22 protein-coding genes are annotated in these 25,445 nt (G+C 59.1%); 3 read left to right on the top strand and 19 right to left on the bottom strand.

Annotated features, from left to right (window positions below):
* Positions 1-108: 108 nt before the first annotated feature.
* The 3 genes from ndk to GUC22_RS06515 form a co-directional block, all read right to left on the bottom strand.
* Positions 109-540 (bottom strand): nucleoside-diphosphate kinase, encoded by a 432-nt coding sequence (gene ndk, locus GUC22_RS06525; protein WP_004114414.1) that lies wholly within the window; start codon positions 538-540, stop codon positions 109-111.
* Between the two features lie 162 nt (positions 541-702).
* On the bottom strand, positions 703-3,027 hold the full coding sequence (pbpC, locus tag GUC22_RS06520) for a peptidoglycan glycosyltransferase PbpC (RefSeq protein ID WP_155037367.1): 2,325 nt from the start codon (positions 3,025-3,027) through the stop codon (positions 703-705).
* Complete coding sequence (locus tag GUC22_RS06515; RefSeq protein WP_154932541.1) at positions 3,028-7,974, bottom strand: alpha-2-macroglobulin family protein; 4,947 nt, start codon at positions 7,972-7,974, stop codon at positions 3,028-3,030. It abuts the gene before it with no gap.
* Positions 7,975-8,182: 208 nt separating this feature from the next.
* Here GUC22_RS06515 and sseA point away from each other — a divergent pair, with 208 nt between their 5' ends.
* Positions 8,183-9,028 (top strand): 3-mercaptopyruvate sulfurtransferase, encoded by an 846-nt coding sequence (gene sseA / locus GUC22_RS06510; RefSeq protein WP_160183432.1) that lies wholly within the window; start codon positions 8,183-8,185, stop codon positions 9,026-9,028.
* A 32-nt stretch (positions 9,029-9,060) separates the two neighbouring features.
* Here the strand turns inward: sseA and sseB are convergent, their stop codons facing one another.
* The 11 genes from sseB to trmJ all read right to left on the bottom strand — a co-directional run bounded on the left by sseB (position 9,061) and on the right by trmJ (position 17,926).
* The gene (sseB, locus tag GUC22_RS06505; RefSeq protein WP_004136447.1) at positions 9,061-9,837 is read right to left on the bottom strand and encodes an enhanced serine sensitivity protein SseB; all 777 of its coding nucleotides are present in this window, start codon (positions 9,835-9,837) and stop codon (positions 9,061-9,063) included.
* 96 nt (positions 9,838-9,933) lie between these two features.
* The gene (gene pepB, locus GUC22_RS06500) at positions 9,934-11,220 is read right to left on the bottom strand and encodes an aminopeptidase PepB (protein WP_049100576.1); all 1,287 of its coding nucleotides are present in this window, start codon (positions 11,218-11,220) and stop codon (positions 9,934-9,936) included.
* A gap of 107 nt (positions 11,221-11,327) precedes the next feature.
* Entirely contained in the window at positions 11,328-11,528 is a 201-nt protein-coding gene (gene iscX / locus GUC22_RS06495) for a Fe-S cluster assembly protein IscX (RefSeq protein WP_004104502.1), read from the bottom strand.
* A 1-nt stretch (position 11,529) separates the two neighbouring features.
* Positions 11,530-11,865, bottom strand: coding sequence for an ISC system 2Fe-2S type ferredoxin (fdx, locus tag GUC22_RS06490; RefSeq protein ID WP_004104503.1), 336 nt, complete (start codon positions 11,863-11,865; stop codon positions 11,530-11,532).
* A gap of 1 nt (position 11,866) precedes the next feature.
* Positions 11,867-13,717, bottom strand: coding sequence for a Fe-S protein assembly chaperone HscA (gene hscA / locus GUC22_RS06485; protein ID WP_049100577.1), 1,851 nt, complete (start codon positions 13,715-13,717; stop codon positions 11,867-11,869).
* Positions 13,718-13,732: 15 nt separating this feature from the next.
* Positions 13,733-14,248 (bottom strand): co-chaperone HscB, encoded by a 516-nt coding sequence (gene hscB / locus GUC22_RS06480; protein WP_004104505.1) that lies wholly within the window; start codon positions 14,246-14,248, stop codon positions 13,733-13,735.
* A gap of 73 nt (positions 14,249-14,321) precedes the next feature.
* Positions 14,322-14,645 carry an iron-sulfur cluster assembly protein IscA gene (iscA, locus tag GUC22_RS06475; RefSeq protein ID WP_002913979.1) on the bottom strand — a complete coding sequence of 108 codons (324 nt, stop codon included), beginning with the start codon at positions 14,643-14,645 and terminating at the stop codon, positions 14,322-14,324.
* A 19-nt stretch (positions 14,646-14,664) separates the two neighbouring features.
* On the bottom strand, positions 14,665-15,051 hold the full coding sequence (gene iscU / locus GUC22_RS06470; RefSeq protein WP_002913991.1) for a Fe-S cluster assembly scaffold IscU: 387 nt from the start codon (positions 15,049-15,051) through the stop codon (positions 14,665-14,667).
* A gap of 26 nt (positions 15,052-15,077) precedes the next feature.
* Positions 15,078-16,292 (bottom strand): cysteine desulfurase, encoded by a 1,215-nt coding sequence (gene iscS / locus GUC22_RS06465; protein ID WP_004134936.1) that lies wholly within the window; start codon positions 16,290-16,292, stop codon positions 15,078-15,080.
* 177 nt (positions 16,293-16,469) lie between these two features.
* A complete protein-coding gene (gene iscR, locus GUC22_RS06460; protein WP_004104510.1) occupies positions 16,470-16,961 on the bottom strand; it encodes a Fe-S cluster assembly transcriptional regulator IscR in 492 nt (163 codons plus the stop codon).
* Positions 16,962-17,194: 233 nt separating this feature from the next.
* Positions 17,195-17,926 carry a tRNA (cytosine(32)/uridine(32)-2'-O)-methyltransferase TrmJ gene (trmJ, locus tag GUC22_RS06455; protein ID WP_004134934.1) on the bottom strand — a complete coding sequence of 244 codons (732 nt, stop codon included), beginning with the start codon at positions 17,924-17,926 and terminating at the stop codon, positions 17,195-17,197.
* Between the two features lie 120 nt (positions 17,927-18,046).
* Between trmJ and suhB the strand changes: the two genes are divergently transcribed.
* Positions 18,047-18,850: an inositol-1-monophosphatase gene (gene suhB, locus GUC22_RS06450; RefSeq protein ID WP_024359357.1), complete on the top strand. Its 804-nt coding sequence runs from the start codon at positions 18,047-18,049 to the stop codon at positions 18,848-18,850.
* 54 nt (positions 18,851-18,904) lie between these two features.
* On the opposite strand, the gene GUC22_RS06445 is transcribed toward suhB, so the two are convergent.
* Together GUC22_RS06445 and GUC22_RS06440 are read right to left on the bottom strand one after the other, a co-directional pair.
* Complete coding sequence (locus GUC22_RS06445; RefSeq protein WP_064371612.1) at positions 18,905-19,885, bottom strand: nickel/cobalt transporter; 981 nt, start codon at positions 19,883-19,885, stop codon at positions 18,905-18,907.
* On the bottom strand, positions 19,876-20,514 hold the full coding sequence (locus GUC22_RS06440; protein ID WP_154932545.1) for a DUF1007 family protein: 639 nt from the start codon (positions 20,512-20,514) through the stop codon (positions 19,876-19,878). Before GUC22_RS06440 ends, GUC22_RS06445 begins: the two co-directional genes overlap by 10 nt.
* 124 nt (positions 20,515-20,638) lie before the next feature.
* Here GUC22_RS06440 and csiE point away from each other — a divergent pair, with 124 nt between their 5' ends.
* On the top strand, positions 20,639-21,916 hold the full coding sequence (gene csiE / locus GUC22_RS06435; protein ID WP_102649918.1) for a stationary phase inducible protein CsiE: 1,278 nt from the start codon (positions 20,639-20,641) through the stop codon (positions 21,914-21,916).
* On the opposite strand, the gene GUC22_RS06430 is transcribed toward csiE, so the two are convergent.
* The 3 genes from GUC22_RS06430 to GUC22_RS06420 all read right to left on the bottom strand — a co-directional run bounded on the left by GUC22_RS06430 (position 21,913) and on the right by GUC22_RS06420 (position 25,396).
* The gene (locus tag GUC22_RS06430) at positions 21,913-23,046 is read right to left on the bottom strand and encodes a 3-phenylpropionate MFS transporter (RefSeq protein ID WP_004134925.1); all 1,134 of its coding nucleotides are present in this window, start codon (positions 23,044-23,046) and stop codon (positions 21,913-21,915) included. The genes csiE and GUC22_RS06430 overlap by 4 nt on opposite strands.
* Before the next feature lie 77 nt (positions 23,047-23,123).
* Positions 23,124-23,960, bottom strand: coding sequence for an aldose 1-epimerase (locus tag GUC22_RS06425; protein WP_024359361.1), 837 nt, complete (start codon positions 23,958-23,960; stop codon positions 23,124-23,126).
* Positions 23,960-25,396 carry a sugar porter family MFS transporter gene (locus GUC22_RS06420; RefSeq protein WP_024359362.1) on the bottom strand — a complete coding sequence of 479 codons (1,437 nt, stop codon included), beginning with the start codon at positions 25,394-25,396 and terminating at the stop codon, positions 23,960-23,962. The genes GUC22_RS06425 and GUC22_RS06420 overlap by 1 nt, the downstream gene beginning before the upstream one ends.
* Positions 25,397-25,445: the final 49 nt, after the last annotated feature.

Below are 25,445 nucleotides of genomic sequence, written 5' to 3'. Positions count from 1 at the left end.
TCGATTGTCGCAAGGCGGCAAGCAAGTGAAGCCCCGGGAGCATAGATAACTATGTGACCGGGTGAACGCGCGCAGCCAATACCGCGACGGTCGAAAAGCCGACGAGGATTAGCGGGTGCGCGGACAAACCTCGCCTTCAGCAAAGAAAAACGCGATTTCGCGCGCGGCGGATTCAACAGAATCGGAACCGTGGGTGCCGTTCTCGGTGAAGCTGTCAGCGTAGTCTGCGCGCAGGGTACCCGCCAGCGCGTTCGCCGGGTTGGTTGCGCCCAGCAGGTCACGATGACGCTGAACCGCATTTTCGCCTTCCAGCACGGAAACCACGATCGGACCGGAAGTCATAAATTCAACCAGACCGTCAAAGAACGGGCGACCTTCGTGCTCAGCATAGAAGCCGCGAGCCTGCTCAACGGTCAGATGCAGCATTTTGGTGCCAACAATTTTGAACCCTGCAGCTTCAAAGCGAGAAAAGATGCCGCCAATAACGTTTTTTGCCACCGCGTTTGGTTTGATGATGGAAAAAGTACGTTCAATAGCCATGATAACCTCTTTATATATGTTGTTCTGTTTCGCAGATGAGACCGATAAATACGGCGCGAATTATAATCATCATCTAAGGCGGTTGCCTATGTGTTTAGGTAACATTTTTTTAAAAAAAAGCGACCTTAAACAACAAATCCGGCTAATTCAGGCAAGTTCTGTTTATTGCACGGTGAAGTTAGCGGCAACAATCTGCCCCGCCTCATCCATCACCACTAGCTGATAACTATCGGGGCGCTCAAGGTTAAGGATGGCGCTGGCGCCTTCCGCGGTCAGCGGTTCGCCGTTCAGAAACCACCAGCGCCGCCCTTCCCCGCCGGTCGTTTGCAGCGGCAGCATCACCTTCAGCTCGCCGGGCATACGTTTAACCACCGCGCCTTCACGGATGCCGGATAGCACCAGCGGGGCGGCATCGACGGTTTGCACCGGCGGGCAGTCCGCCGAAACCGCCGGCAACCTGGCGCGACGCCGTTCGCCCGCGGGCAGCCAGGGTTCAAGCGGCAGCGGCCAGACGTCGAGGCTTTTCGCCACCGCGCCTGGGCAATCTGCCGCCACCCGCTCCCCTTTCTCATTCAGCCATACCGGAAAACGAATCCCACGAATCCCCTCCTGACCAGGCAGCAGCAGGGTCGGCGGCTGGCTCTCGTCGAGCAGCCAGGTTGCCAGCCGTCGGCGGCAGTTCGCGTCGCCCGCCGCTAAATTCTGCCCGCCGGGCCAGCACACGGTCCCGGCGCTGACCGACGACGGGCGAGGATCGGCCGGTAATCCGCCGCGGCTCATAGCCGGTCGCGCCAGCAGCAGATTATTGACCTGATTCAGCAGCGGCACCGCGCTGACGAAGCCAAACTGTCCGACGACCGGCGTGCCGTCGGGCCGTCCGGTCCAGATACCAATCAGATAGCGGGCATTCACGCCGATCGCCCAGGCGTCGCGATAGCCGTAGCTGGTGCCGGTTTTCCACGCCAGCGGCACCACCTTCACCAGCGACGCATCGGGCACCGGCTGCGCTTCGCCGGCCAGTATGCGCCGCACGATCCACGCGGCCCCCGGCGACAGCAGCGGCCTCTCAACCAGCGGCGAGTCCGGCGTGATGCGCAATTGTCCCGCCTTGCCGTGGCGGGCGAACGCGCTGTACGCCGCCACGATATCCGCCAGACGCGCGCCGGCGCCGCCGAGGATCAGCGATAAATTCGGCTCCGCGCCAGCGGGCAGCATCAGCGGCAATCCGGCATTGCGTAGCCTGGCGGCAAAACGCTTCGGTCCGTAGGCCTCCAGCACCTGCACTGCCGGAAGGTTCAGCGAGCGAACCAGCGCGTCGCTGGCGCTCACCGGCCCGTGAAACCCGCTGTCAAAGTTGCCCGGTCGGTAGTCGCTAAAGCGTCGCGGCACGTCCTGCAGTAATGAGGCCGGATGGATCAGCCCCTCATCCAGCGCCATACCATAGACAAACGGCTTCAGTACCGAGCCGGGGGAGCGGATCGCCGAGACCATATCAATATGACCAAAGCGGCTATCATCGCCAATATCCACCGATCCTACCCAGCCGCGCACCTTCATATTGGTATGGTCGACCACGATCATCGCTAAAGAACTGCGCGGCGGCAGGCGCGATTTCCAGTTCAGCGCCAGATCTTCCAGCTGCCGCTGTAGCCCGGCATCCAGCGTCGTGACCACCTTCTCTGCGCGGCTGCTCGCCAGCGCGCGGCGGGCAAAAAGCGGCGCCAGCTGCGGCATCTGCCGCGGAAACAGCCAGACGGGCTCTTCGAGAGCTTCTCGCACCGGCTGCGACGGCCACACGCCCTGGCTTTCCATTCGCAGCAGGACTTTATCGCGCGCCGCCTGCGCCCGCTCGGGCCAGCGGTCCGGACGTAAGCGGCTCGGCGCCTGCGGCAATACCGCCAGCAGCGCCGCTTCGCCGTAGCTTAGCTGCGCGGGGGGTTTACCCAGATAGGCCCAGTTGGCCGCGCCGATCCCCTGCAGCGTACCGCCGAACGGCGCCCGGTTGAGGTAGAGCGTGAGGATCTCGCTTTTTGACAGATGCCACTCCAGCTGCAGCGCTCGCCATAGCTGCCGCAGCTTGCCGCCAAAGGTGCGGGGATGAGGATCGAGCAGCCGCGCCACCTGCATAGTGAGGGTGCTGCCCCCGGAGATCACTCTGCCGGAAGTGAGATCCTGCCAGGCGGCGCGAGCGATCGAGAGCGGATTGACGCCAGGATGATCCCAGAACCAGCGATCTTCATAGTGGATCAGCGCCTGTAAATAGCGCGGCGAAACGTCGGCCAGCGTCACCGGATAGCGCCAGACGCCCTGCGCATCGGCAAAGCGCCACAGCGGCGTGCCGTCTTCCGCCACCACCACTCTGGCAGGCGTAACCTCATGCAGCGGCAGCGGCCATAGCCGATCGGCCGCCAGCAGCAATAGCCACAGCAAAAAAATAAACGCCGCCAGCCAGCGCCAGCGGCGTTTTATACGCTTCAATACCCGCATTTAGGGCGCAACGGTTAGCGGTCCGCTGGCCGCGCCGGTTGCCCGCCACTGCGGCACGTACATTGACTCGACCTGCGGCTGCGGTACCTGATAAGTGCCCGGCGTCACCGCGCGCGCCAGATAAACCAGCGTCACCGGCTGGCCTTCATTGATAGCCACCGCGGCGACGAAGCGATCGTCGCGAAACTCAATGTGCTGGATATCCGCCTGCTGCATCTGGTTAAGCAAATTCTGCACCGCTTCGCCATTTTCCTGCAGGCTGGCGCTGCTGTTAGCCAGATTCTGGTTTTCCAGCTCCAGCCCCGCCGGGAGTAAATCCACTACCAGCGCGTCCGGCACGTTGCGTTTGGCCGTGACTTCCAGCTTCACCAGCACCAGTTCGCCGCTGCGCAGCGAAGCGAGCGATTTCTGCTGGCCCTGGGTATCGAAAATTTGCCGTTCGATTCCCAGCACGTTGCCTCCCGGCTGCGGAGCGCTCTGCGGATATCCACTGCTGTCGAGGCGAAGCCACAGCGCCTGCTGGCCGGTGTTGGTGACCTGCAGCGCCGCCAGCTGGTCGCCGGTCAGGTTGCGGGTTTGCGCTTTATCGCCGGAGAGCGGTTCGGCCTGCACGGAGGTTTGCGCCTGCCAGCTGCCGGAACGGTCCTGCAACGTACGCCCGGCCAGGAACAGAGCATTACTCTCCTGCGTCGAAAGCCAGCGCTGGCCGTATGCCTCTTCCGCCAGATTGCTGAGCAGCGTATTTTGCGCTTCCGGCAGCAGTTTATTCTCCTCCAGCAGCGCCAGCTTCAGCGCATCGTCGCGCAGCTCGCTGCCGTAATCGCCGAGCCAGCGGTTCGCATCCTGGCGCGGCGTGGCCATCGCCAGCTTCAGGGCCTCGTCGCCGCGCGGCGCATCGCCCATCAATTTCAAGGCGACGCCCAACTGCAGCAGCGGCAGACCGGAACGCGCCTGGTCGTGACGACTCCAGATCTCGCGCAGCGCGCCGAGCGGCGCTTTCTGCTGCCGGGCCAGCACCAGCGCGGCATAGGCCTGAGCGGCAAAGCGGCTGGCCTGGGCATCATCGCTATAGCGGACGGTCATCAGCCCCGGCTCCTGTAAATAACGCAGCAGACGCTGGTTACCGCTGTTGACGGCGTTAGTCGGGACACTGTAGCCCTGCTCGCCCGCCCGGACGAGGAAGTCCATCGCGTAGGCCGTTAGCCAGTACTCCTCCGGACCCTCTTTATCCCACAGGGCGAAACCGCCATCATCGCGCTGCATCTGCAGCAGGCGAGAAATGCCGATATCCACCGCCGCGCGTCGTTTTTCATCGCTATCGCCGCTGATGCCCAACGCTTTAAGCTGGACGGCGTTGGTATAGAGCGACGGGAACAGCCCGCTGGTGGTCTGCTCCAGGCAACCATAGGGATAGGCTTTCAGGTCGCGAATATAGCGCGCCAGGTTCAGCGGCGGCTTGCCGCTGAACACCAGCTGTCCCTGCAGCGTCGCCGGCGAGAAGCCCTCACTTTGCGCCGCCGGAGCCTGCCAGCTTTCGCCTGGTTGCAGGACGGCGCCCGAATTGACAGTTTGCGCCGGGAAAGCCGGACGCACGCCGAGCTTCCACTGTTTTTGCATTGGCGTGAACGTTTCACCTGGCAGGTTCACGCCGCTGATGATGGCATTCACCTGACCATCGCCGAAACCTTCATGCGCGCGGACGGGTACAAACAGGGTGCTGCGCGCGCCGGGCGCCAGCTGCACCGACGGTATTTCTCCCCCTTCAAGCTGCAGCAGACCGCTGGCGGCCAGCGCAACGTTGAGGGTTTGCGGCTTATCGGTCAGGTTACTGAGATCCAGCGCCAGCCGCGTGGTATCCCCGCTGGCGAGGAAGCGCGGCATGTTCAGCTCGGCAATGACCGGCGCAGCCACGATCGTTTTCCCTTCGCTGCTGCCAAAATCGTCAGCGGTCCACGCCTGGGCCATCACCCGCAGTTCGCCGTTAAAGTCGCCAATCGGCAGAGTCACCGTCCCTTCGCCTTTCTCATCCAGCACCACCGGCTGCGCCTGCTGGGCGATAATCGTCACGTGGTTAACCGGCGGTTTGCCGCCGCGCTTAAGTTCATCACCGTCGCCGCCGAAGCGCAGGCTGGCGAGTCTCCCCTGCCCTTCAATCACCTGACCATAGATATCGTAAATATCGGCCCCGTAGCGTTTCTGGCCGAAGAAAGCGTTCCACGGGTCCGGCGTCGCGTAGTCGGTAATATTCAGTACCCCGCTATCCACGGCGGAGAGCAGAACGTTAACCTGTTTCGGCATCTCGCCTTCTTTGACGCTGGCCTTAACCTTCACCGTCAGCGGCTGGTTCGGGCGCATTTTAGCCGGCGCCTCCAGCGCCAGATTCAGACGACGGTTTTCGTCGCCGAGCGGCAGGTGCAGCAGGCCCACCGCCCGTTTTGGCGTCGCGGAGCGGGATTTATCCCCCGGACGAATAACCAGCGCGCTGAGGTACAGGTCGTGACGATTCCACGCTTTATCCACCGGGATCGATAAGTCCATCCCTTCCGCCGGGACGTCAATCTCCTGCCACCACAGCGGCCCTTCGCTTGATTCCACCAGCGCATAGCCTTTACCGGCTGCCGGCGCGGCGATATGAAGCTTGATGGTATCGCCCGGTTTATAGGCCGGTTTATCCAGCTTCATGGTGACGCGGTCCGGACGCGCCGCCCCCTGGCCGTCGCTGTTATCCTGCCAGCTGTATCCGGCCCAGAAGCGCACGCTGCTGACCACATCATCTGGCCCTTTGACTTCCAGGCGATAAGAACCCCACTCGACCGGGAAGCTCACTTTCGCCGTTTGTCCGGCTGAAATATCCAGCGACTCCTCGCCTTCCTGAAGATCTTTTTGATCGAACTGCGACTGCCAGCCTTCGCTATCGGACCAGTTCCAGTAGTAGTCGCGGCGTTCGCGAATTAACCGCACCTGTAGCCCGGAGACCGCCTTCTTCTCACCTTTCGCATCGGCATACACAATCTCAAACGCGGCGGCGCCGTTTTCATCCACCACCGGCTGCTTGACGGTGCTGTCGGTGCGATAGTCATAAACCTCTTTCAGGGCAAATTCTGGTCGGATACCCGGTAGCGTATCGGCAGGCCAGATTGGCTGTCTGACGGTGCGCGTGACCGGACGTCCGCCGGACTCCAGCAGGCTGGCCTGCAGGATCACCTGCAGCGGAGAGCGGCTCTCCTGCCACTGGCTGGCGGCGGTGACTTCCGCATGGCCCCGATCGTCCAGCGTGGTCTGTACTTCATCCAGGCTGCGGGAAAGGTTCTCTTCGGCAATGTCGCCAAACTGGAAGCCCGGCAGCGCGGGCACGGCGTCGCGCAGCGGACGCAGGAACAGTTTGCCCTGCAGCGAGTTGCCGCTGGCCGGCGCGCCGTACAGATAAGCACCGGTCACCGCAAAGCTAACATCCGCAGCCGGAGAGACGGGCGCATTTTGCGGCGTGAGATTTAGCGCCATACGCTCAGGCATAAAATCTTCGACGTGAAAATCCCACTCGCGCGGCTGGTTGTCGCCGGTGCTGGCGCGAATGTGCCACATCCCGGTCGCCGCGCCGCTATCTAGGGGATAAGTAAACTGGTACAGGCCGTTAACCGGTTTGCTGACCGTCGAACGAATGACCTGGCCGTCCGGCTGCACCACTTCCAGCTTCACCGGCTGCTCGGGGAGCGGTTTACCGTCGCTATCGCGCAGTAAAGCGTTGAGGATCACCGTTTCGCCCGGACGATAGAGATCCCGCGGACCAAACATAAATAGCTGCTTGCTGAACCCCGGCGCGCCGGCAATGGAAAATTCAGCCAGGTCCAGCGCCGGGAGTTTGAGATCCAGCAGGGTGGTTTGCCCGTCCTTACGCGCCAGCAGCAGCGCCGCTTCTTTGTCCGTTTGCAGCGTCACATGGCCCTGGCCGTCGCTCTTCGCCTGCGCCAGCGTCTGCCCTTTGGCGTTCAAGAGCTGAACATCGATATCGGACTGCGCCGCGCCGTTGTCCAGACTTTGGGTAAAGACATCCAGCCGGTTGTGGTAACGGTGCGCGGATACGCCGATATCGCTGAGGGTGAACAGCGTCGCGGCGTTGCTGTAGCTGTAGCGGCCCGCCTGGTTCATCACCGCGATATACACGCCCGGCTCCTGCAGCGGTTTGATATCCGCCAGCGGCAGCAGCAGTTTTTCACGCGTATTACGCGCGGGGTTGAGGTCAAAACGGCCGTTATAGACCAGATCGGCCATCTTCAGCAGCTCGTCCGACTCCCAATTGCTCAATGAATTACGGTATTCCCATTGGCTGACGAAGGCCGAAAGTGATTCCGGTTTAATACGGAAAAAATTGACGTCGACGTTATCGACATTCAGCGCCATCACCGGCAATCCGGCCACTACTTTCCCCGGCAGCAGCGAGCCGCGGCTGGCAAAGCCGATGCTCGGGGCAATATCGCGGGTGGTAATGGTTTTTTCAAAGCTGCTGTCAAAGGTCGCTTTATTCAGCGCCGCCAGGGTTGGATCTACCGATACAATCAGCTCGCGTTTTGGCTCAAGATGGCGAAGCCGCAGCTCTTTCAGGTTAGGCGCCAGCTCCCAGGCCCCATCAACTTTGCCGCTTTTTTTATCGACCAGATGTACGCTACGGGAGAAATCCTGGTCCGGCTGCAGAGGGATTGAGAAGGTCAGCACCATCGTCGACGCGCCGTCGAGCTGTACTTCCGAGGCATCCAGCAGCGTTAGCGCTTTGCCTTTGCTTTTTTCCGCCAGCGCCGCCAGCTGGCTGGCATCCGGCTTCGCGCTAGCTTTATCCGTCGCCGCAGACGCCGCGGGCGCAGCTGCCTGCGGTTTGCCGCTGTCGTCGCAGCCGGTCAACGATAGCGCGGTGAGCAGCGCCAGAGATAGTGCCGCCAAACGAAATGGTTTCATCCTTCTAACCCCTCGGCCCGCAGGCCGGATACATTAAGTGAACACATTATTATGCGTTAACAATATCATTACCAACAGCGACGAGAATAGAATCAAACTCCCGAGAGTGAATCATCCGTGATACGGTCGCCACTCTGGGATCCATAACTTGTCACTCTCCCGGAAAACGTCGACAATTCACTCTTGAACAATAAAAAAGGAGACGCCGATGTCTACCTCGTTTTTTGTCGCTGCCGACTGGCTGGCGGAACATATTGATGACCCGGAAATCCAGATTATTGACGCCCGTATGGCTCCGCCGGGACAGGAACAGCGCGATCTTAACGCTGAGTATCAGGCGGGCCATATTCCCGGCGCCGTTTTTTTCGATATCGAAGCCCTCTCCGACCATACCAGCCCGCTGCCGCACATGATGCCGCGCGCGGAGGCGTTTGCCGTCGCCATGCGCGAACTGGGCGTCAGCAGCGATAAGCATCTGGTGGTATACGATGAAGGCAATATCTTCTCCGCGCCGCGCGCCTGGTGGATGCTGCGCACCTTCGGCGTTGAAAAAGTGTCTATTGTTGCCGGCGGCCTCGAAGGCTGGCGTCGCGATGAGCTGCCGCTGGAGCAGGGCCTCCCTGAACTGCCGGAAGGTGATTTTGACGCTCGTCTCGATCCGCAGGCGATCAAGCGTCTGACCGATGTGCTGCTGGTCAGCCATGAAGGATCGGCGCAGATCGTCGATGCTCGCCCGGCCGGGCGTTTTAATGGTCAGGTGGCCGAGCCGCGCCCGGGTTTGCGCAGCGGGCATATTCCCGGCGCGCTAAACGTCCCCTGGAGCGAACTGGTGATTAACGGCGAACTCAAAACCACCGATGAACTGAACGAGATTTTCGCTCGCCAGGGCGTCGACTTTGAGCAGCCGATTATTGCCAGCTGCGGATCCGGCGTGACGGCGGCGGTCGTGGTGCTGGCGCTAACCACGCTGGGCGTTAACGGCGTCAGCCTGTATGACGGCTCATGGAGCGAATGGGGCGCGCGGACGGATTTGCCGATTGAACCGGCGCAGTAGACAAAGCAACGGGGGCGTAGGCCCCCGTTCGGTTAGATAATGCGATTGTGCTTAAAGTCACGCAGGAAGCTGCCCCAGCGTTTTTCATAGAACGGCGTAATGTGGGCAATCATAAAGTGGCTAATCCCCTTTTCACCCTCCACCACCTGGCAGATATCAATCGGCTCGTCGCCGGGAAGCGTATCGGTCGCAACGCTGCCGGTGGCCTGAATCACCGCCTCAATATCGCCTTCCGCTTCAATACCAATCAGCAGGTTGGCCGGGGCATCGGCGCTGTCTTTAATAGAGCATAAAAACGCGCGCTTCACCGTTTTCAGCGTCTTGAACAGCGTGGTCAGCGAGTCCACCATCTGCGCGGGCGGTTCGGCAACCTCAGACAGCAGCAGCGACTCGCCGCCCTCAAGCACGGTCTGGGTACTGAGCGGGCTGCCCTCTTCCCCCAGCAGATGGCTAATTTCTCGCGGCGCAAACTCTTTGCCAGTAGGGAGTTTGGCATTGAGATAGAGCGTTTCGCCCAGGGTCATCGCGAACAGCGTGCGCACCGGCATCACCACGAAAGACTGTTCGTCCTCAACGGCCTGCTGCAGCGCTTCCAGCGAGGTGAAAAAAGGAATAACCGATGTGCCATCATCTTTTTCCCAGTGCAGCAGGTCCAGTACGCTATCTTCCACAACCTGCTCGCCCTGAGCGGCGGCTCCCGGCACCCAAACGGTGGCTTCGAGCAAAGTACGGAAAAACGCCGGACGGTGGCCTGGCTCGGTCGCCGCCTTCTCCAGCAGGGTTTCTAGCTCATTTTTAGTTTCGGACATAGTTTCGCTACTTCAAAATCGCCCGGCGGCGCTGCGCTCGCACGGGCCCACGAGTTTTGTCGGTCGGGTAAGCGCAGCGCCACCCGGCAAAATCCATTACTCTGCCGTCAGCAGGTTGGCAATGGTGCGCACACCGAGGCCGGTCGCGCCCGCCGACCACTGCTCAACGGCAGATTTACGGTAGGTCGCCGAACAGTCGATATGCAGCCAGCCCTGGTGATAGTTCTCCACGAAGTGGGACAGGAAGCCCGCTGCGGTGCTGGCGCCCGCCGGATAGGCCGCGCTGCCGGTATTGTTCAGCTCGGCGAAGTTCGACGGCAGCTGGCCGCGGTGGAACTCAGCCAGCGGCAGACGCCAGAAGGCCTCGTTTTCAGCCTGCGCGCTCGCCAGCAGGCGATTCGCCAGACCATCGTCAAAGCTGAACAGCGCGTGATAATCATTACCCAGCGCGGTTTTCGCGGCGCCGGTCAGCGTGGCGGCATCGATAATCAGCTCAGGCTTTTGCGCAGAAGCATCGATCAGGCCATCAGCCAGCACCAGGCGACCTTCCGCATCGGTATTCATGATTTCCACGGTTTTACCGTTGCGATAGTGAATAATATCGCCAAGTTTAAAGGCGTTGCCGCTAATCAGGTTATCGGCGCAGCACAGATACAGCTTCACGCGCTTATTGAGGCCGCGAGTGATGGCAAACGCCAGCGCGCCGGTCACCGTTGCCGCGCCGCCCATGTCGGACTTCATCGAGTCCATAAAGGCGCTCTGCTTGATGCTGTATCCGCCGGAGTCAAAGGTGATGCCTTTACCGACCAGGCAGGCGTACACCGGGGCTTCTTTATCGCCGGTTGGGTTATAGTCCAGCGCCAGCAGGACCGGCGGGCGCTCGGAGCCGCGACCGACCATGTGCAGGCCCAGGTAGTTCTGCTCGCGCAGGTCTTCACCCTTGGTGATACGATAAGAGACGTTATCGCAGGCCACGCTGCACAGCAGGTCTACCGCACGCTGCGCCAGCTGTTCCGGCCCCAGCTCTTCCGCCGGGGCGTTAATGGTGTCACGGACCCAGTCAATAATGGTCAAGCGGTTATCCAGTTCGCTTTTCTGCGCATCGTCGAGGGCCGGCCACTCCACTTTGCGGCTGCCTTTCGGCCCCTTATAACCCGCCCAGAACGCCCATGCGCGGTCGGTGTCCCAGCCTTCGCCATCAAGCGCAACGTGTTTGATGCCCATGCCGTCAATTTTCCGCGCCGCGCGCTGAATCAAGCCCAGGTCGTCTTTGCCGTTCAGGTGCAGGGCGATGCCGTCGTTATTAATGCTGTAAGACGCTTTTTCTCCCCAGCGCGCATCGGCTGGCTGAGCGGTAAGCGTAATTTTCATAGCTTCGGTCATTATCATTATCCTTCTTAGCAAACGGGCCGCCGTATGGCAGCCCGTAAAGTTCTTTCGCCCGTTGATTTATCCGGCTTATAACCACCGGGTAAATCATAACGCGAAAATTATTCGGCTTCGTCTAACCAGACTAGCAGAATCGCCTCAAGAATTTTTTCATTGGATGCGTTTGGATCGTCATCAAACTCTTCCAGGTCGCATATCCACTGATGCAGATCGGTGAAGCGAACGGTTTTCGGGTCGAGATCCGGGAAGGCGTCGTACAGCGCTTCGCCGATTTCGCGACTATCGGTCCATTTCAGTCCCATATTAATGCTCGCGTGCGTGGTTGATGGTGTAACGCGGAATTTCGATGACCAAATCTTCGTCAGTCACCCGCGCCTGGCAGCTCAAACGGCTGTCGGGCTCAAGCCCCCAGGCCTTATCCAGCATGTCGTCTTCATCTTCGGTACTTTCCGCCAGCGAGTCAAAGCCTTCACGCACGATGCAGTGGCAAGTGGTGCAGGCACAGGATTTTTCGCAGGCGTGTTCAATCTCAATACCGCTACGCAGCGCAGCATCAAGAATGGTCTCACCGGTCTCAGCTTCCACAACTACGCCATCCGGACACAGGTCCTGGTGGGGCAGAAAAACAATTTTTGGCATTTTAAACCTCGTCCACGGATTGGCCTTTCAGCGCGATACGGACCGATTGATCCATACGACGTGCGGCGAATTCCTGGGTTTGTGTGTCGATATTTTTAATCGCTTCTTTGATTGCATCGGCATCATCGCCTGCCGCAGCGGCGCGCACTTGCTCCGCGGCGTCATCGATAGCCTGACGCTCTGCGGCGCTTAACAGCGCGGCGTCGGCGGCCAGCGCGCTGACCAGACTTTCCAGTACGCGCGCGGCTTCAACTTTTTGCTCGGCCAGCATGCGCGCCTGGACGTCCTGTTCGGCGTAGCTCATCGAATCTTTAATCATGCTGGCGATCTCGCCATCGGTCAGACCGTAGGACGGTTTCACCTGGATAGAGGCCTCGACGCCGGTCGATTTCTCCATCGCCGTCACGCTCAGCAGGCCGTCGGCATCCACCTGGAAGGTGACGCGAATATGCGCCCCGCCCGCCGGCAATGCCGGAATGCCGCGCAGCGCAAAACGCGCCAGGGAGCGACAGTCCTGCACCAGCTCGCGCTCGCCCTGCATGACGTGGATAGACATTGCCGTCTGACCATCTTTGAAAGTGGTGAACTCCTGCGCGCGCGCCACCGGAATGGTGGTGTTGCGCGGGATAACCTTCTCCACCAGACCGCCCATGGTTTCCAGCCCCAGGGAGAGCGGGATCACATCGAGCAGCAGCAGTTCGCTGTCCGGCTTGTTGCCCACCAGAATATCCGCCTGAATCGCCGCGCCGATGGCGACGACTTTATCCGGGTCGATAGAGGTCAGCGGCGTACGGCCAAAGAATTCGCCGACGCGCTCGCGCACCAGCGGCACGCGGGTCGAGCCGCCCACCATCACCACTTCCAGCACCTCTTGCGCCTCAACGCCGGCGTCTTTCAGCGCGCGACGGCAGGCCAGCAGAGTGCGTTTGACCAGCGGCGCGATCAGATCGTTAAACTGGCTGCGGGTGATTTCCCCCTGCCAGCCGCCGACATTCACCCGCGCCGTCTCGGCATCGCTGAGGGCGATTTTCGCCGCGATCGCCGCATCGAGCAGCTCGCGCTGCAGGCGGTTGTCGCTGCGATCGCTCAGGCCAGCCTGCTCGCGCAGATAATCGGCCAGCAGGTGGTCGAAATCGTCGCCGCCGAGCGCGGAATCGCCGCCGGTAGCCAGGACTTCAAACACGCCGCGGCTTAAGCGCAGCACGGAGATATCAAAGGTGCCGCCGCCGAGATCGTAAACCGCGATGACCCCTTCCTGACCGGAGTCCAGGCCGTAAGCAATCGCCGCCGCGGTGGGTTCGTTCAGCAGACGCAGCACGTGCAGGCCCGCCAGACGCGCCGCGTCTTTGGTTCCCTGACGCTGAGCATCATCGAAGTAGGCCGGCACGGTAATCACCACCCCGTCGAGCTCGCCCGCCAGCGCTTCGGTAGCGCGCTCGGCCAGCGCCTTGAGGATATCGGCAGAAACGCGAATCGGGTTGAGCAGACCGCCTGGCGTCTGAATCATCGGCAGGCCGTTTTCGCTTGCCTGCAGTTGATAAGGCAGATGCGGGTAGCGGGCCTCGATATCGGCCAGAGAACGCCCCATCATGCGCTTGACCGAGCTGATGGTATTGACCGGATCCTGAGCGGCGTTTTGCCGCGCGTCATAGCCCACCGTCAAACCCGAAGCCTGATAGTTCACCACCGACGGCAGCAAATAGCGCCCTTGACGGTCGGGCAGAGTTTCGGCCTGGCCGCTACGCACGGTAGCCACCAGTGAATTGGTGGTGCCCAGGTCGATACCCGCCGCCAGACGTCGCTGGTGCGGCGCGGCGCTCAGTCCGGGCTCACTAATTTGTAATAAGGCCATAATTGCTTCCGAAAATTAAAAATCGAGCAGTTTTTCTTCGAGTTGTTCCGCACTGCTTCGCAGTTTATCGAGAAAACGCAGCTTGCGCACGGTATCCGCCGCCGCCTCCCACGTCTCGTTATTCAGTTGTTCAACCATCAGCTGATGCCGGGTATCAAATTGCGCTTTGACCCGCTTGATAAAGCTTTCCAGCCGCGCTTCATCCTTCGCTTTGCCTATTTCATCCAGCTCTTCGCGCAGCTCCAGCTGTTCCATCAGGAACGCGGTATCGCGCACGGTGTGCTGCTCGCTGGCGAGATCGAAACCATGAAGCGAAAGGAGATATTCGGCGCGGGTCAGCGGGTGGCGAAGGGTTTGCCACGCCTGATTAATGGTGGCGGACTGCTGCACCGCGGCGAGCTGTTCGGCCGCGCTGCCGCTGGCGAACTTATCGGGGTGATACTGGCGCTGTAGTTCCTGGTACCGGGCAGCCAGGGGTTCTAACGAAAGGGTATAGCTGGCCGGTAACCCGAAGAGGGTAAAATAGTCCATAGCAACCTCAGGGTTAACGAGATAAAGCAAACCCCACGCGCAGCGAGACTACGGTGGGGTCAGGGATAACCGATTACACGTTAAAGCTTTCGCCGCAGCCGCACTCGTCCTTCACGTTCGGGTTGGTGAACTTAAACCCTTCGTTAAGGCCTTCTTTGACGAAGTCCAGCTGCGTACCGTCGAGGAACTGCAAACTTTTGCCGTCGATCACGACCTTCACGCCTTTGTCTTCAAACACGGTGTCTTCTGCCGCTGGTTCGTCAACAAACTCCAGTACATAAGCCATACCTGAACAGCCGGAAGTTCTGACTCCCAGGCGCAGGCCAAACCCTTTACCGCGGTTGGCCAGAAAGGCGTTGACTCGCGCTGCTGCACTGTCGCTTAAAGTAATCGACATAACAAACCTCAACTCTTAATTATTTTGCTTCACGTTTGCTTTTGTAATCCGCAATCGCGGCTTTAATCGCGTCTTCCGCCAGAATAGAGCAGTGAATTTTGACCGGCGGCAGCTCGAGCTCGTCAGCGATATCGGTGTTTTTAATCGCCTGAGCTTCGTCCAGCGATTTCCCTTTTACCCATTCGGTCACCAGGGAGCTGGAAGCAATAGCGGAACCGCAGCCGTAGGTCTTGAAACGCGCGTCTTCAATGATACCTTCATTGTTGACTTTAATCTGCAACTTCATCACGTCGCCGCACGCCGGCGCGCCAACCATACCGCTGCCGACGTTTTCGTCGCTATTGTCGAAAGAACCGACGTTGCGCGGATTCTCGTAATGATCGATAACTTTTTCGCTGTAAGCCATGATGAATTCTCCTTATTGGTGCCGAATTAGTGATGTGACCATTCAATGCTGTTCAGATCCACGCCCTGCTTGAACATTTCCCACAGCGGTGAGAGTTCGCGCAGACGGCCGATGGAGTTGCGGACCAGATTGATGGTGTAGTCAATCTCTTCTTCGGTAGTAAAACGACCTAAAGAGAAACGAATAGAGCTATGCGCCAGCTCGTCGGTCATCCCCAGCGCGCGCAGCACGTAGGACGGCTCGAGGCTTGCGGAAGTACAGGCTGAACCGGAGGAAACCGCCAGGTCTTTCAGCGCCATAATCAGCGACTCGCCTTCAACGTAGTTAAAGCTGACGTTGAGGATATTCGGCGCGCCCTGCTCAAGGTCACCGTTGAGATAAACCTCTTCCATATCTTTCACGCCGTCCCACAGACGGTTACGCAGGCCGCGCAGGCGGGCCATTTCGCTTTCCATCTCTTCTTTCGCGATACGGTAAGCTTCACCCATACCGACGATCTGGTGGACAGGCAGCGTACCGGAACGCATGCCGCGCTCGTGACCGCCGCCGTGCATCTGCGCTTCGATACGAATACGCGGTTTACGACGCACGTACAGCGCGCCGATACCTTTCGGGCCATAGATTTTGTGGCCGGAGAAGGACATCAGGTCAACTTTCAGCTGGCTCAGGTCGATAGGCAGTTTGCCCACGCTCTGGGTCGCGTCAACGTGGTAAATGATACCGCGGGCGCGGCACATCTCGCCGATGGTAGCGATATCCTGCACCACGCCGATTTCGTTATTCACGTGCATAATGGAAACAAGGATGGTGTCATCACGCATCGCGGCTTCCAGTTCTTTTAAATCGATAATGCCGTTACGCTGCGGGGCGAGGTAGGTGACTTCAAACCCTTCGCGCTCCAGCTGACGGCAGGTGTCCAGCACGGCTTTGTGTTCGGTTTTGCTGGTGATGATGTGCTTGCCTTTTTTCTGATAAAAGTTGGCTGCACCTTTAATCGCCAGGTTATCGGATTCCGTCGCGCCGGAGGTAAAGACAATTTCGCGCGGGTCGGCACCGACCAGCTCGGCAATCTGATTACGGGCGATATCTACCGCCTCTTCAGCCTGCCAGCCAAAACGGTGGGAACGGGAGGCCGGGTTACCAAAGGTCCCGTCCAGAGTCAGGAACTGCATCATTTTCTCGGCAACACGCGGGTCCACCGGCGTGGTTGCGGAGTAATCGAGATAGATCGGTAATTTCATTGCTCTATAAACTCCGTACATCGCTTCAATGCAAGGAATCAGGCAACCGGCTGGATGTACGACCGAGTACACAGGATGGCGGAGCATCCCGGCCTGATTCGAAAATCTTTTTTATCTTTTTGGCTCAGCTCGTTTCAGCTTGCAGCCGAATAGCTGCAAGATGAAACTGAACGAGAACTAAGCGCGCAGTTTGACGTCAATAGCGTCCTGAGCACGGGTATTACGCTGGGATTCATGGTTGTGCTGACGACCGGAGACATCAAGGATTTCCTGGTTATTCACCAGTTCGCCCAGCGTGATGTTATTCAGAAAACCGGTCAGTCGCTCGCTCAGATCGCGCCACAGCGCGTGAGTAAGACACTTATCGCCGCCCTGGCAGCCGCCTTTGCCCTGACAACGGGTGGCGTCAACGGATTCGTCTACTGCGCTGATAACTTCGCCAACCGCGATGCTACCCGCTTCTTTACCTAACAGATAACCGCCGCCTGGACCACGTACGCTGGAAACCAGACCATTTTTGCGCAGGCGAGAGAACAGCTGTTCCAGATAGGAAAGCGAAATTCCCTGACGCTCTGAAATATCAGCCAACGGAACCGGACCCGATTCAGAGTTGAGCGCAACGTCAAGCATCGCGGTCACGGCATAACGCCCTTTAGATGTCAGTCTCATGTCTTACTTAACCTCAAACTCGCCCCTGCCCGGGCTTTTTATTAATATGGGTATTGCATAGCAAGGCAAGTCTGACATTCCCGAGTAAATTGGTCAACTATTTACTTGACTGTTTTAGTCAGGTATTTGGCTTTCCGTGCCGTTTTACTTAAGCGCGATCTGATGCCCTCCCCCATCGGGGGAGGCGATCGGTAGGCCGGGTAAGCGCAGCGCCCCCCGGCAAACAGACAGCGCTATTCTTTATTCTTCTGCTCAATTGACGCCAGCATACCGCGCAGGATGTTCAGCTCCTGGCTTTCCGGGCGGGCGCGGGTAAACAAACGGCGCAGCTTGTTCATCACCTGGCCCGGATGACTGGCGCGGATAAACCCGGTTGCCAGCAGCGTCTGCTCCAGATGGCCGTAGAAACGCTCTAAATCATCCACCAGTGGATAAGGCGTTTCTTCATGCTCGACGACGGGCTCATTTTGCTCCTGCGCCGCCAGCCATGCCATACGCACTTCATAGGCGATGACCTGCACCGCCATCGCCAGGTTCAGCGAGCTGTATTCCGGGTTAGCGGCAATCGCCACGTGATAGTGACACTTCTGTAGCTCGTCGTTAGTCAGGCCAACGCGTTCGCGGCCAAATACCAGCGCAACCGGCGCATGCTGCGCTTCGGCGACGCTTTTCAGGCCGCATTCGCGCGGATCGAGCATCGGCCACGGCAGCGTGCGGGAGCGGGCGCTGGTTCCGACAACCAGGCTACAGCCCGCCAGCGCTTCATCGAGGGTGTCGACGATGTTGGCATTGCCAATCACGTCGCTGGCGCCGGCCGCCAGAGCGATGGCCTGAGAATCGGGTTTAACCAGCGGATTGACCAGCCAGAGGTTGGTTAACCCCATGGTTTTCATTGCGCGGGCGACAGAGCCCATATTGCCGGTGTGTGAAGTTTCTACCAGTACGATTCGAATATTTTGCAGCATTATGGTTCTTCGGCTAAAGATTATTCGTGCATGCTATCATAAAACGGAGACATAGGCAGATTTCACTGTTACTATATGCGCCGTTTTTTCCCGTTCTTTAACATCCAGTGAGAGAGACCGATGCATCCGATGCTGAACATCGCCGTGCGCGCAGCGCGCAAGGCGGGTAATTTAATTGCCAAGCACTACGAAACCCCTGACTCCGTAGAAACCAGCCAGAAAGGCAGCAATGATTTTGTGACTAACGTCGATAAAGCCGCCGAGGCGATGATTATCGAAACCATTCGCAAATCTTACCCGCAGCACACCATCATCACCGAAGAAAGCGGTGAACACGCAGGTGAAGATCAGGATGTTCAATGGGTTATCGATCCACTGGATGGCACCACCAACTTCGTAAAACGTCTGCCGCACTTCTCCGTGTCCATCGCCGTACGCATTAAAGGCCGTACTGAAGTCGCCGTGGTTTACGATCCGATGCGTAACGAACTGTTCACCGCGACCCGCGGCCAGGGCGCGCAGCTGAACGGCTACCGTCTGCGCGGCAGCAGCGCTCGCGATCTGGATGGCACGATTATCGCCACCGGCTTCCCGTTCAAAGCAAAACAGCACGCGACCTCTTACATGAATATCCTCGGCAACATGTATACCGAATGCGCGGATTTCCGCCGCACCGGTTCCGCGGCCCTGGATCTGGCCTACGTTGCCGCTGGCCGCGTTGACGGCTACTTTGAAATCGCGCTGAAACCGTGGGATTTCGCGGCAGGCGAGCTGATCGCCCGTGAAGCAGGCGCTATCGTCTGCGACTTTACCGGCGGCCATAACTACCTGCTGACCGGCAACATCGTTGCAGGCAACCCGCGCGTTGTAAAAGCCATGCTGGCCAATATGCGCGAGCATCTGAGCGAAGCGCTGAAGCGTTAATCTCTCACTGAATGAAAAGCAAAAAGGAAGCCGCGGCTTCCTTTTTTTATCCCGTTAAAACGGACGCAGGCCGCCGCCCGGAGGTATCGCACTACTCCACATCACGATAGCCGCCGCCAGCAAAATCACGCCGCCGGCCAGCGCCAGCGTCGCCCAGCCTACCTGCTTCCATGGCGCCGGCGCCCGGTTCGCGCTCAGCCTGACCGCCAGTTGACGGAATCCGTGAACCAGCAGCGCCAGCGCGCTAATGGTGAGCGAGGTTCCCGCCGCCATCGCCATCGCGGCCGCCATCCCCCAGCCAAATACGCCGATAACCTTACTGAACAGCAGCACCATAATGGCTCCGGAGCAGGGCCGCATCCCCATCGACAGCACAATCGCCAGCCGCGCCCGCCAGTCATCGCCGCTTTGCAGCTGTTCCGGCGCCGGTAGATGCTTATGCCCGCAGCCGCAGTGAGCGTCATGCACGTGATGCGGGGTAAAAGCGGTAAATTTCGGTCGCCGCAGCAGCATCCGCAGCTTTTTCAGCGCCCGCCAGCACAGCAACAGGCCCAGCGCGCCGACCAGCAGATAGCTTCCCTTTTCCAGCCAGAAGCTGCTCAGGTGCAGCGCTCTTGCCGGAAGACGTAGCAGGGTAAGCACGACCACCACTAAAGCGATGGCCACCAACCCCTGCAGCAGCGAGGCGGCCAGGGTCAGGCCAATGCTGGATTTCAGCTTCGAAGGATGGGTCGCCAGCCAGGTGGTAATCACCACTTTACCGTGCCCCGGCCCCAGCGCGTGCAGGACGCCGTAGACGAAGCTAAACCCCAGCAGCGACAGCCCGGCGGCGGAGGGATTTTCCGCTACCGCCTGCAGAAGCCGGCTTAGTTCAAGATTCAGCGCGCGCTGCCAGACCGCGCTTTGCAGCAGCACCTGCGGCCAGGCCCGCCATAGCCAGAAGCCAGCCCCTGCCGCCAGCAGCAAAAAGAGCGCCAGCGGCCAAAGCTGACGCCAGCGCGGAGAACGGCTGTTTTGAGTAAAAATCAGCGACATTGCAGCGTCACCTTTTGCGCGAAGTAATTCCCCAGTTCCATATCCTCCGGCGGCGCATCCGCTTTATCCAGCGACTGCGCATAGGACAACATTTTTTCATTCGGTTTCGGCGTCATCATGTTTGCCGCGCAGATCGTTTTCATCGCCGCCGGCAGAGCGAAATCAGCGTCTTTGTCATAATACATATCAACGTAATAGGTCGGGTCGTAGGTTGAAAAGGTAAAGGTTTGCCCGGCCAGAGGCTGCGGCTTCGCCAGCGGTAGGGTAAAGGTGAGCACCGCCTGATGGCCGCTGCGCTCCAGGCCATAGCCGTCGGGTCGAATATCAAACTTTACCCGCTGGCCGTTATGCCATAGCTCGCTGAAATAGTGCTGGCCCAGCACGTTCGCCATCACTTCCGCCGCCAGCTTTTTCCAGATTTCGCTACCGGGTTTAGCGTTGCCCGCATCATAGAGCAGATCGGCGGAGGTGATTTCATCCATCGTCCAGCGCATTTTAAAGCCGGTGAGCAGGCCATTTTCCGCCACGACCTCCGTTTGCAAACTGATGAAACTGTGCGGATGCGCCGCCGCGGATAGCGATAAAAACATGAAAAACGCTGCGCTGACGCATTGTTTCACTCTCTTCATCTGTTCCTCACGTGAAAAATTCTGTGAACCGCGCCAGCAATCCTGATGTAAAGACGCGGGCGTGCCCTGCTCACCCTGAATACATTAACTACGCTTAACGAAAACCCTAACTGGAACTAACCGGATGATGACAGTGATTGAACCACCATCTGTGCTTTCCAGTCCACAGCGCCGTAGCCAGGTGCTCCTGATGTTTTATCTGCCGGGGCAATCCGTGACGCCCGAATGGCTGGGTAGCCTCACTCAGGTTGATGAGGATACCGCCAGGCAGGACATCGCGGAGACGGGACGCGAAATTCAGCGTTATCACCGCTTGACCCTGACTTCACAAGCGGACGGCAGCTATCGGATGGAAGGCGCCGCGCTCGATCAACGCTTGTGCCTGCTGCACGCTCTGCGCCGCGGGCTGCGTCTGTGCCCGCATTTTGTCAGCCACCATTTTACCCCGGCATTAAAAACGCAGCTTAAACAGCAGGGTATCGCGCGCACGCTGTATGACGACACCAATCTCCAGGCCCTGGTGAACCGCTGCGCCCGGACCCTGAACCGGCAGTTTGACTGCCGCGACGTGCATTTTCTGCGTCTTTATTTACAGTATTGTTTACTGCAGCACCACCTTGGGCAGAGCCCCTCTTTCACCCACGAGCAGCAGCGCTGGGCGCAGGCCGCCGCCGAGTTTACCCTCGCGGAGGAGATTGTTCGCCACTGGCAGCGTCGGGTGGCGACGATGCCCCATGCCGGAGAACAGCTGTTTCTGACCCTGCTGTTTATGCTGCTGAAAACCCCCGATCCCATCCGCGACGGGCACCAGCAGGACCGGCGTCTGCATCTGGCCATCTCCGGGCTGATTCACCGCTTTCAGAACCTGGCGGGGCGTCCATTCAGCGATGAGCAGGGTCTAAGCGATCAGCTCTATATACACCTCTCGCAGGCGCTACACCGCAGCGTTTTCGCTATCGGTATCGATAACGCGTTGCCAGAGGAGATTGGCCGTCTGTATCCCCGTTTGATGCGCACCACTCAGGCGGCGCTGGAGGAGTTCGAAGCCAGCTGGCAGGTCCGCTTTAGCCAGGAGGAAGTCAGTTTAATCGCGGTGATTTTCGGCGCGTGGTTGATGCAAAAAAACGATCTGCAGGAGAAGCAGGTGGTTCTGCTTACCGATGATAATCCTGACCTTGAGCAGTCGCTGGAGCAGCAGCTGCGCGAGTTAACCCTGCTGCCGCTCAATATTAAGTATTTGAGCGTAAGCACCTTTCAGAAAGAGGGCGCGCCGAAGGAAGTGACGCTGATCGTCACCCCCTATACCACGGCGCTACCGCTGTTTTCACCGCCGCTGTTTCATGCCGACGAGACGTTCAGCGCTCATCAGCAGCAGCAGATTTGCAAGATGCTCGAGGCCTAAGCCACCGCTTTTGGCCGCACCACCAGCGCCGGTAAGGCCACCAGCGCCATCACCCAGAAAACGCCCTGGTGCAGATGCTGGTAGAGAAAGCCGGCAAATACCGTCATTACCGCAATGCTGCCGCCCATCGCTACTGCGGAGTAGACAGCCTGCAGGCGGATCACTTCGCTTCCCTGGCGAGCCGCGATATAGCGCATCGCCGCCAGATGGCACACCGTAAAGGTGCCGCAGTGGAGGATCTGCGCGACGATAAGCCAGGGTAGCGCCGTCGTCCAGCCCATTAGCGTCCAGCGAATCACTCCGCACGCCGCGGACAGCAGCAGCAGATCGCGGGCACTAAAACGGCGGAAGACTTTTTTGCTCAGCGCGAAAATCACCACCTCCGCCACCACGCCCAGCGACCACAAATAGCCCACGGCGGAGGCGGAATACCCCGCCTCCTGCCAGTAGATTGCGCTGAACCCATAGTAGGCGGCGTGCGCCCCCTGCAGCAAACAGACGCAGGCGAGGAAGCGCCAGCTTTGCCGCACCAGCGTAAGCCAGGCCGACAGCCCGGCCGCTTCCTGGTGGCGGGATTCCCCCTGCGGCTGCACCGACGGTTTCAGCAGCATGCCGATCAGCATTGACGCGATACCGATGCTGAGCATCACCAGAATCATCCGGTAGTCATACAGGCTGACCAGCTTCCCGGTCAGTGCCGAGCCAATCACGAAAGCGATCGATCCCCACAGGCGCACGCGCCCGTAGTCCATGGTGATCTGCTTTTGCCAGGTATTCGCCAGCGCGTCGGTCAGCGGCACCAGCGGCGAGAAAAAGAGGTTAAAGCCGACGATAATCACCATTAGCCAGGCGACCTGGTGGCCGATCCAAAATGCGAGCGCGAAGAGCAGCGTCAGCAGCGCCAGAATGCGCAGAGAAGAGATAAGACGGGACGGGTCGCTGACCCGCGGGGCAATCAGCAGGCTGCCAAGAAATCGCGACACCAGCCCGGCGCCGAGCAGCATGCCGATCGTTTCCGGCGTCAGGCCAAGTCCGGAAAGCCAGACGCTCCAGAAAGGCAGGAAGATGCCGTAGCTAAAGAAGTAGGTGAAATAACTTAGCGCCAGCCAGCGCGTGGAGTGCAAGACCATAATTCCCTCCCGAATGGAGGCGACAGTCTGGCGATAAAGCGGGGCGGGTGCAAGATGCCCTCGCCCCATAAATGGCGCTACTCGCGCCCCTGAACGTCTATTTTTAGCGAAAAATTCAGCGTATCTCCGGCGCCCAAAACCCGCAGCCCCGGCTGGCCGTCCATGTTATGGGCGTTTACCGGGTGAGTTTGCGGCTCGAGGCAAAGGAACGGTTCACCCTGCATTCTGAAGAGCATCAACCACGAAGTTTGCGAAAGAATTGTGATAGTCATCACATCACTTACTATCCTCGCTCGTCCACTCCAGCCGGAATAGCCGACGTTCAGCCAGCGATCCTCACCGTACTGCGGGTGGCTGAAATCGGCATGGCCGGGAAGATGGCTTTGCCAGTCCAGCGGAAGGTGTTGTTCCCCTTCCGGCCAGTAGCCACCGGCAGTAAACTGCACCGTGCTGCGCTTATCAAAGGAGAAAAAGGGATGAAAACCGCAGCCGTAGGGGATAGGCGTGCTACCGCAGTGGGTAAGCGTCAGCGATGCTATCAGTTGGTTACGCAGCAGCTGGTAGCGGATCTGCGCCAGGTAATCGAAACCGCAGGCATGTTGCCGACGCAGCTGTAACACGCAAAAGTCGCCGTCGCGCGCAATGATATCCCAGCGCTGTAGCCACCCGTCGCCGTGGAGAAAAAAATGCGCGTCGGCGTGGTGACGAGGCAGGACTATCTCGCGTCCCTGAAAAATAAAGCGGTTTCCGGCGACGCGATTGGCCATCGGCAGCATCGGAAACATACCGCCGGCGGGATTTTCATATAGCACCGGCGCCTGGTATTGCCGCGAGAATAAACTTTGCACTTTGCCGCCCAGAGAAGAGACGCACATCCGCAGATGCGCGTTCTCCAGAATCCACTCTTCCGCCATTAGCGCGTCTGCTCCTGCTTCGCCGCATTAACGCCCGTATGGCGTTGCGCCAGCTGTTCTTCCAGGGCTTCGAGAGTTACCCCTTTCGTTTCCGGCACGTTGCGCAGAATATAGAGATAGCCGGCAGCGCAAATGACGCCATACAGCAGGAAGCTGCCCGCCGCGCCCAGCCCGGCATTAAGCAGCGGGAAAGTGTAGGTTAACAAGAAACAGGCAATCCACAGCGCCAGGGTGCCTAAAGACATCGCGAGTCCGCGAACGCGGTTGGGGAAGATTTCCGCCAGTAGCACCCAGGTGACCGGCGCCAGGGTCAAGGCGTAAATAGCAATAGCCGCCAGCACCAGCAACAGTACCGGCCAGCCCATAATTCCCATGGCGTAAGCGCCGGCAATCAGCACATAGATCAGCGTTAAGCCTGAAGCGCCAAGCAGCATCAGTTTACGGCGGCCGATTTTATCCACCAGCGGCAGCGCGGCGAGGGTAAATACCAGGTTTACAACCCCCGTCGCGACGATCGATTTAAGCGTGCTGTTAATATCGAAGCCCGCTGAGGCAAAAATCTCCTGTGCGTAGTTAAAGATGACGTTAATTCCGCACCACTGCTGGAAGACGGCGAGAACCATGCCAATGATAACGATCGGTTTAACCTGCGGAGCCAGCAGTGCGCCATAGGATACTTTATGGTTATCTTTTTCCAGCGTGTGCGCGATGTCGCGTAATATTCTGTCGGCATAGTCGGCGGAACCAATGCGTTCCAGCGCGGCTCGGGCACGCTCCGGCTTACCGGCCTTCATGAGCCAGCGCGGCGATTCGGGAACAAAAAACATCAGGACCAGAAACGCCAGCGCCGGAACCAGTTCCGCACCGAACATCCAGCGCCAGCCCATCTGTCCGTTCCAGGTTTCCACAATCATCTGCTGCGTTGCCCCCGTCGCCACCGGCTCCGCAATCATCAGGTTAATAAGCTGAGCGGCCAGCACGCCAATCACGATAGTGAGCTGGTTGACCGCAACAAAGCGCCCTCTTTTTTCTGCCGGGCTGACTTCGGCGATGTAAAGCGGGCTGAGAGCGGATGCCAGACCAATCCCCACGCCGCCCACAATGCGATAAACCACAAACATGTCGAAACTACTGGCGACCGCCGTCCCCCACGCGGAAGCGCTGAACAGCACGGCGGAAAGTATTAATGGCAGCTTACGCCCGAGTTTATCGGCGCACCATCCCGAGATTAATGCGCCGAAAACGCAGCCCACCAGCGCCGAGCTCATTGCCCAACCGGACTGCGCCGGGTCGGTAATGGAAAACCAGGCTTCATAAAACGGCTTTGCGCCGCCAATGACTACCCAGTCATAGCCAAACAGTAAACCACCGCAGGCGGCGACCAGACAGATAGTCCAGACGTAGCCCATTTTCAGATGTGTCTGCGCGTTATTCATAATGATTCCTCTATAAGGGAAACGCAGGGAACAGTAGGGTTCAGGCGGG

This window comes from Klebsiella sp. MPUS7, from assembly GCF_009905335.1.
GTDB classification, from domain to species: domain Bacteria; phylum Pseudomonadota; class Gammaproteobacteria; order Enterobacterales; family Enterobacteriaceae; genus Klebsiella; species Klebsiella grimontii.
Note: the sequence above shows the minus strand (reverse complement) of the source record. Positions and strands in the feature narration are given on the sequence as shown.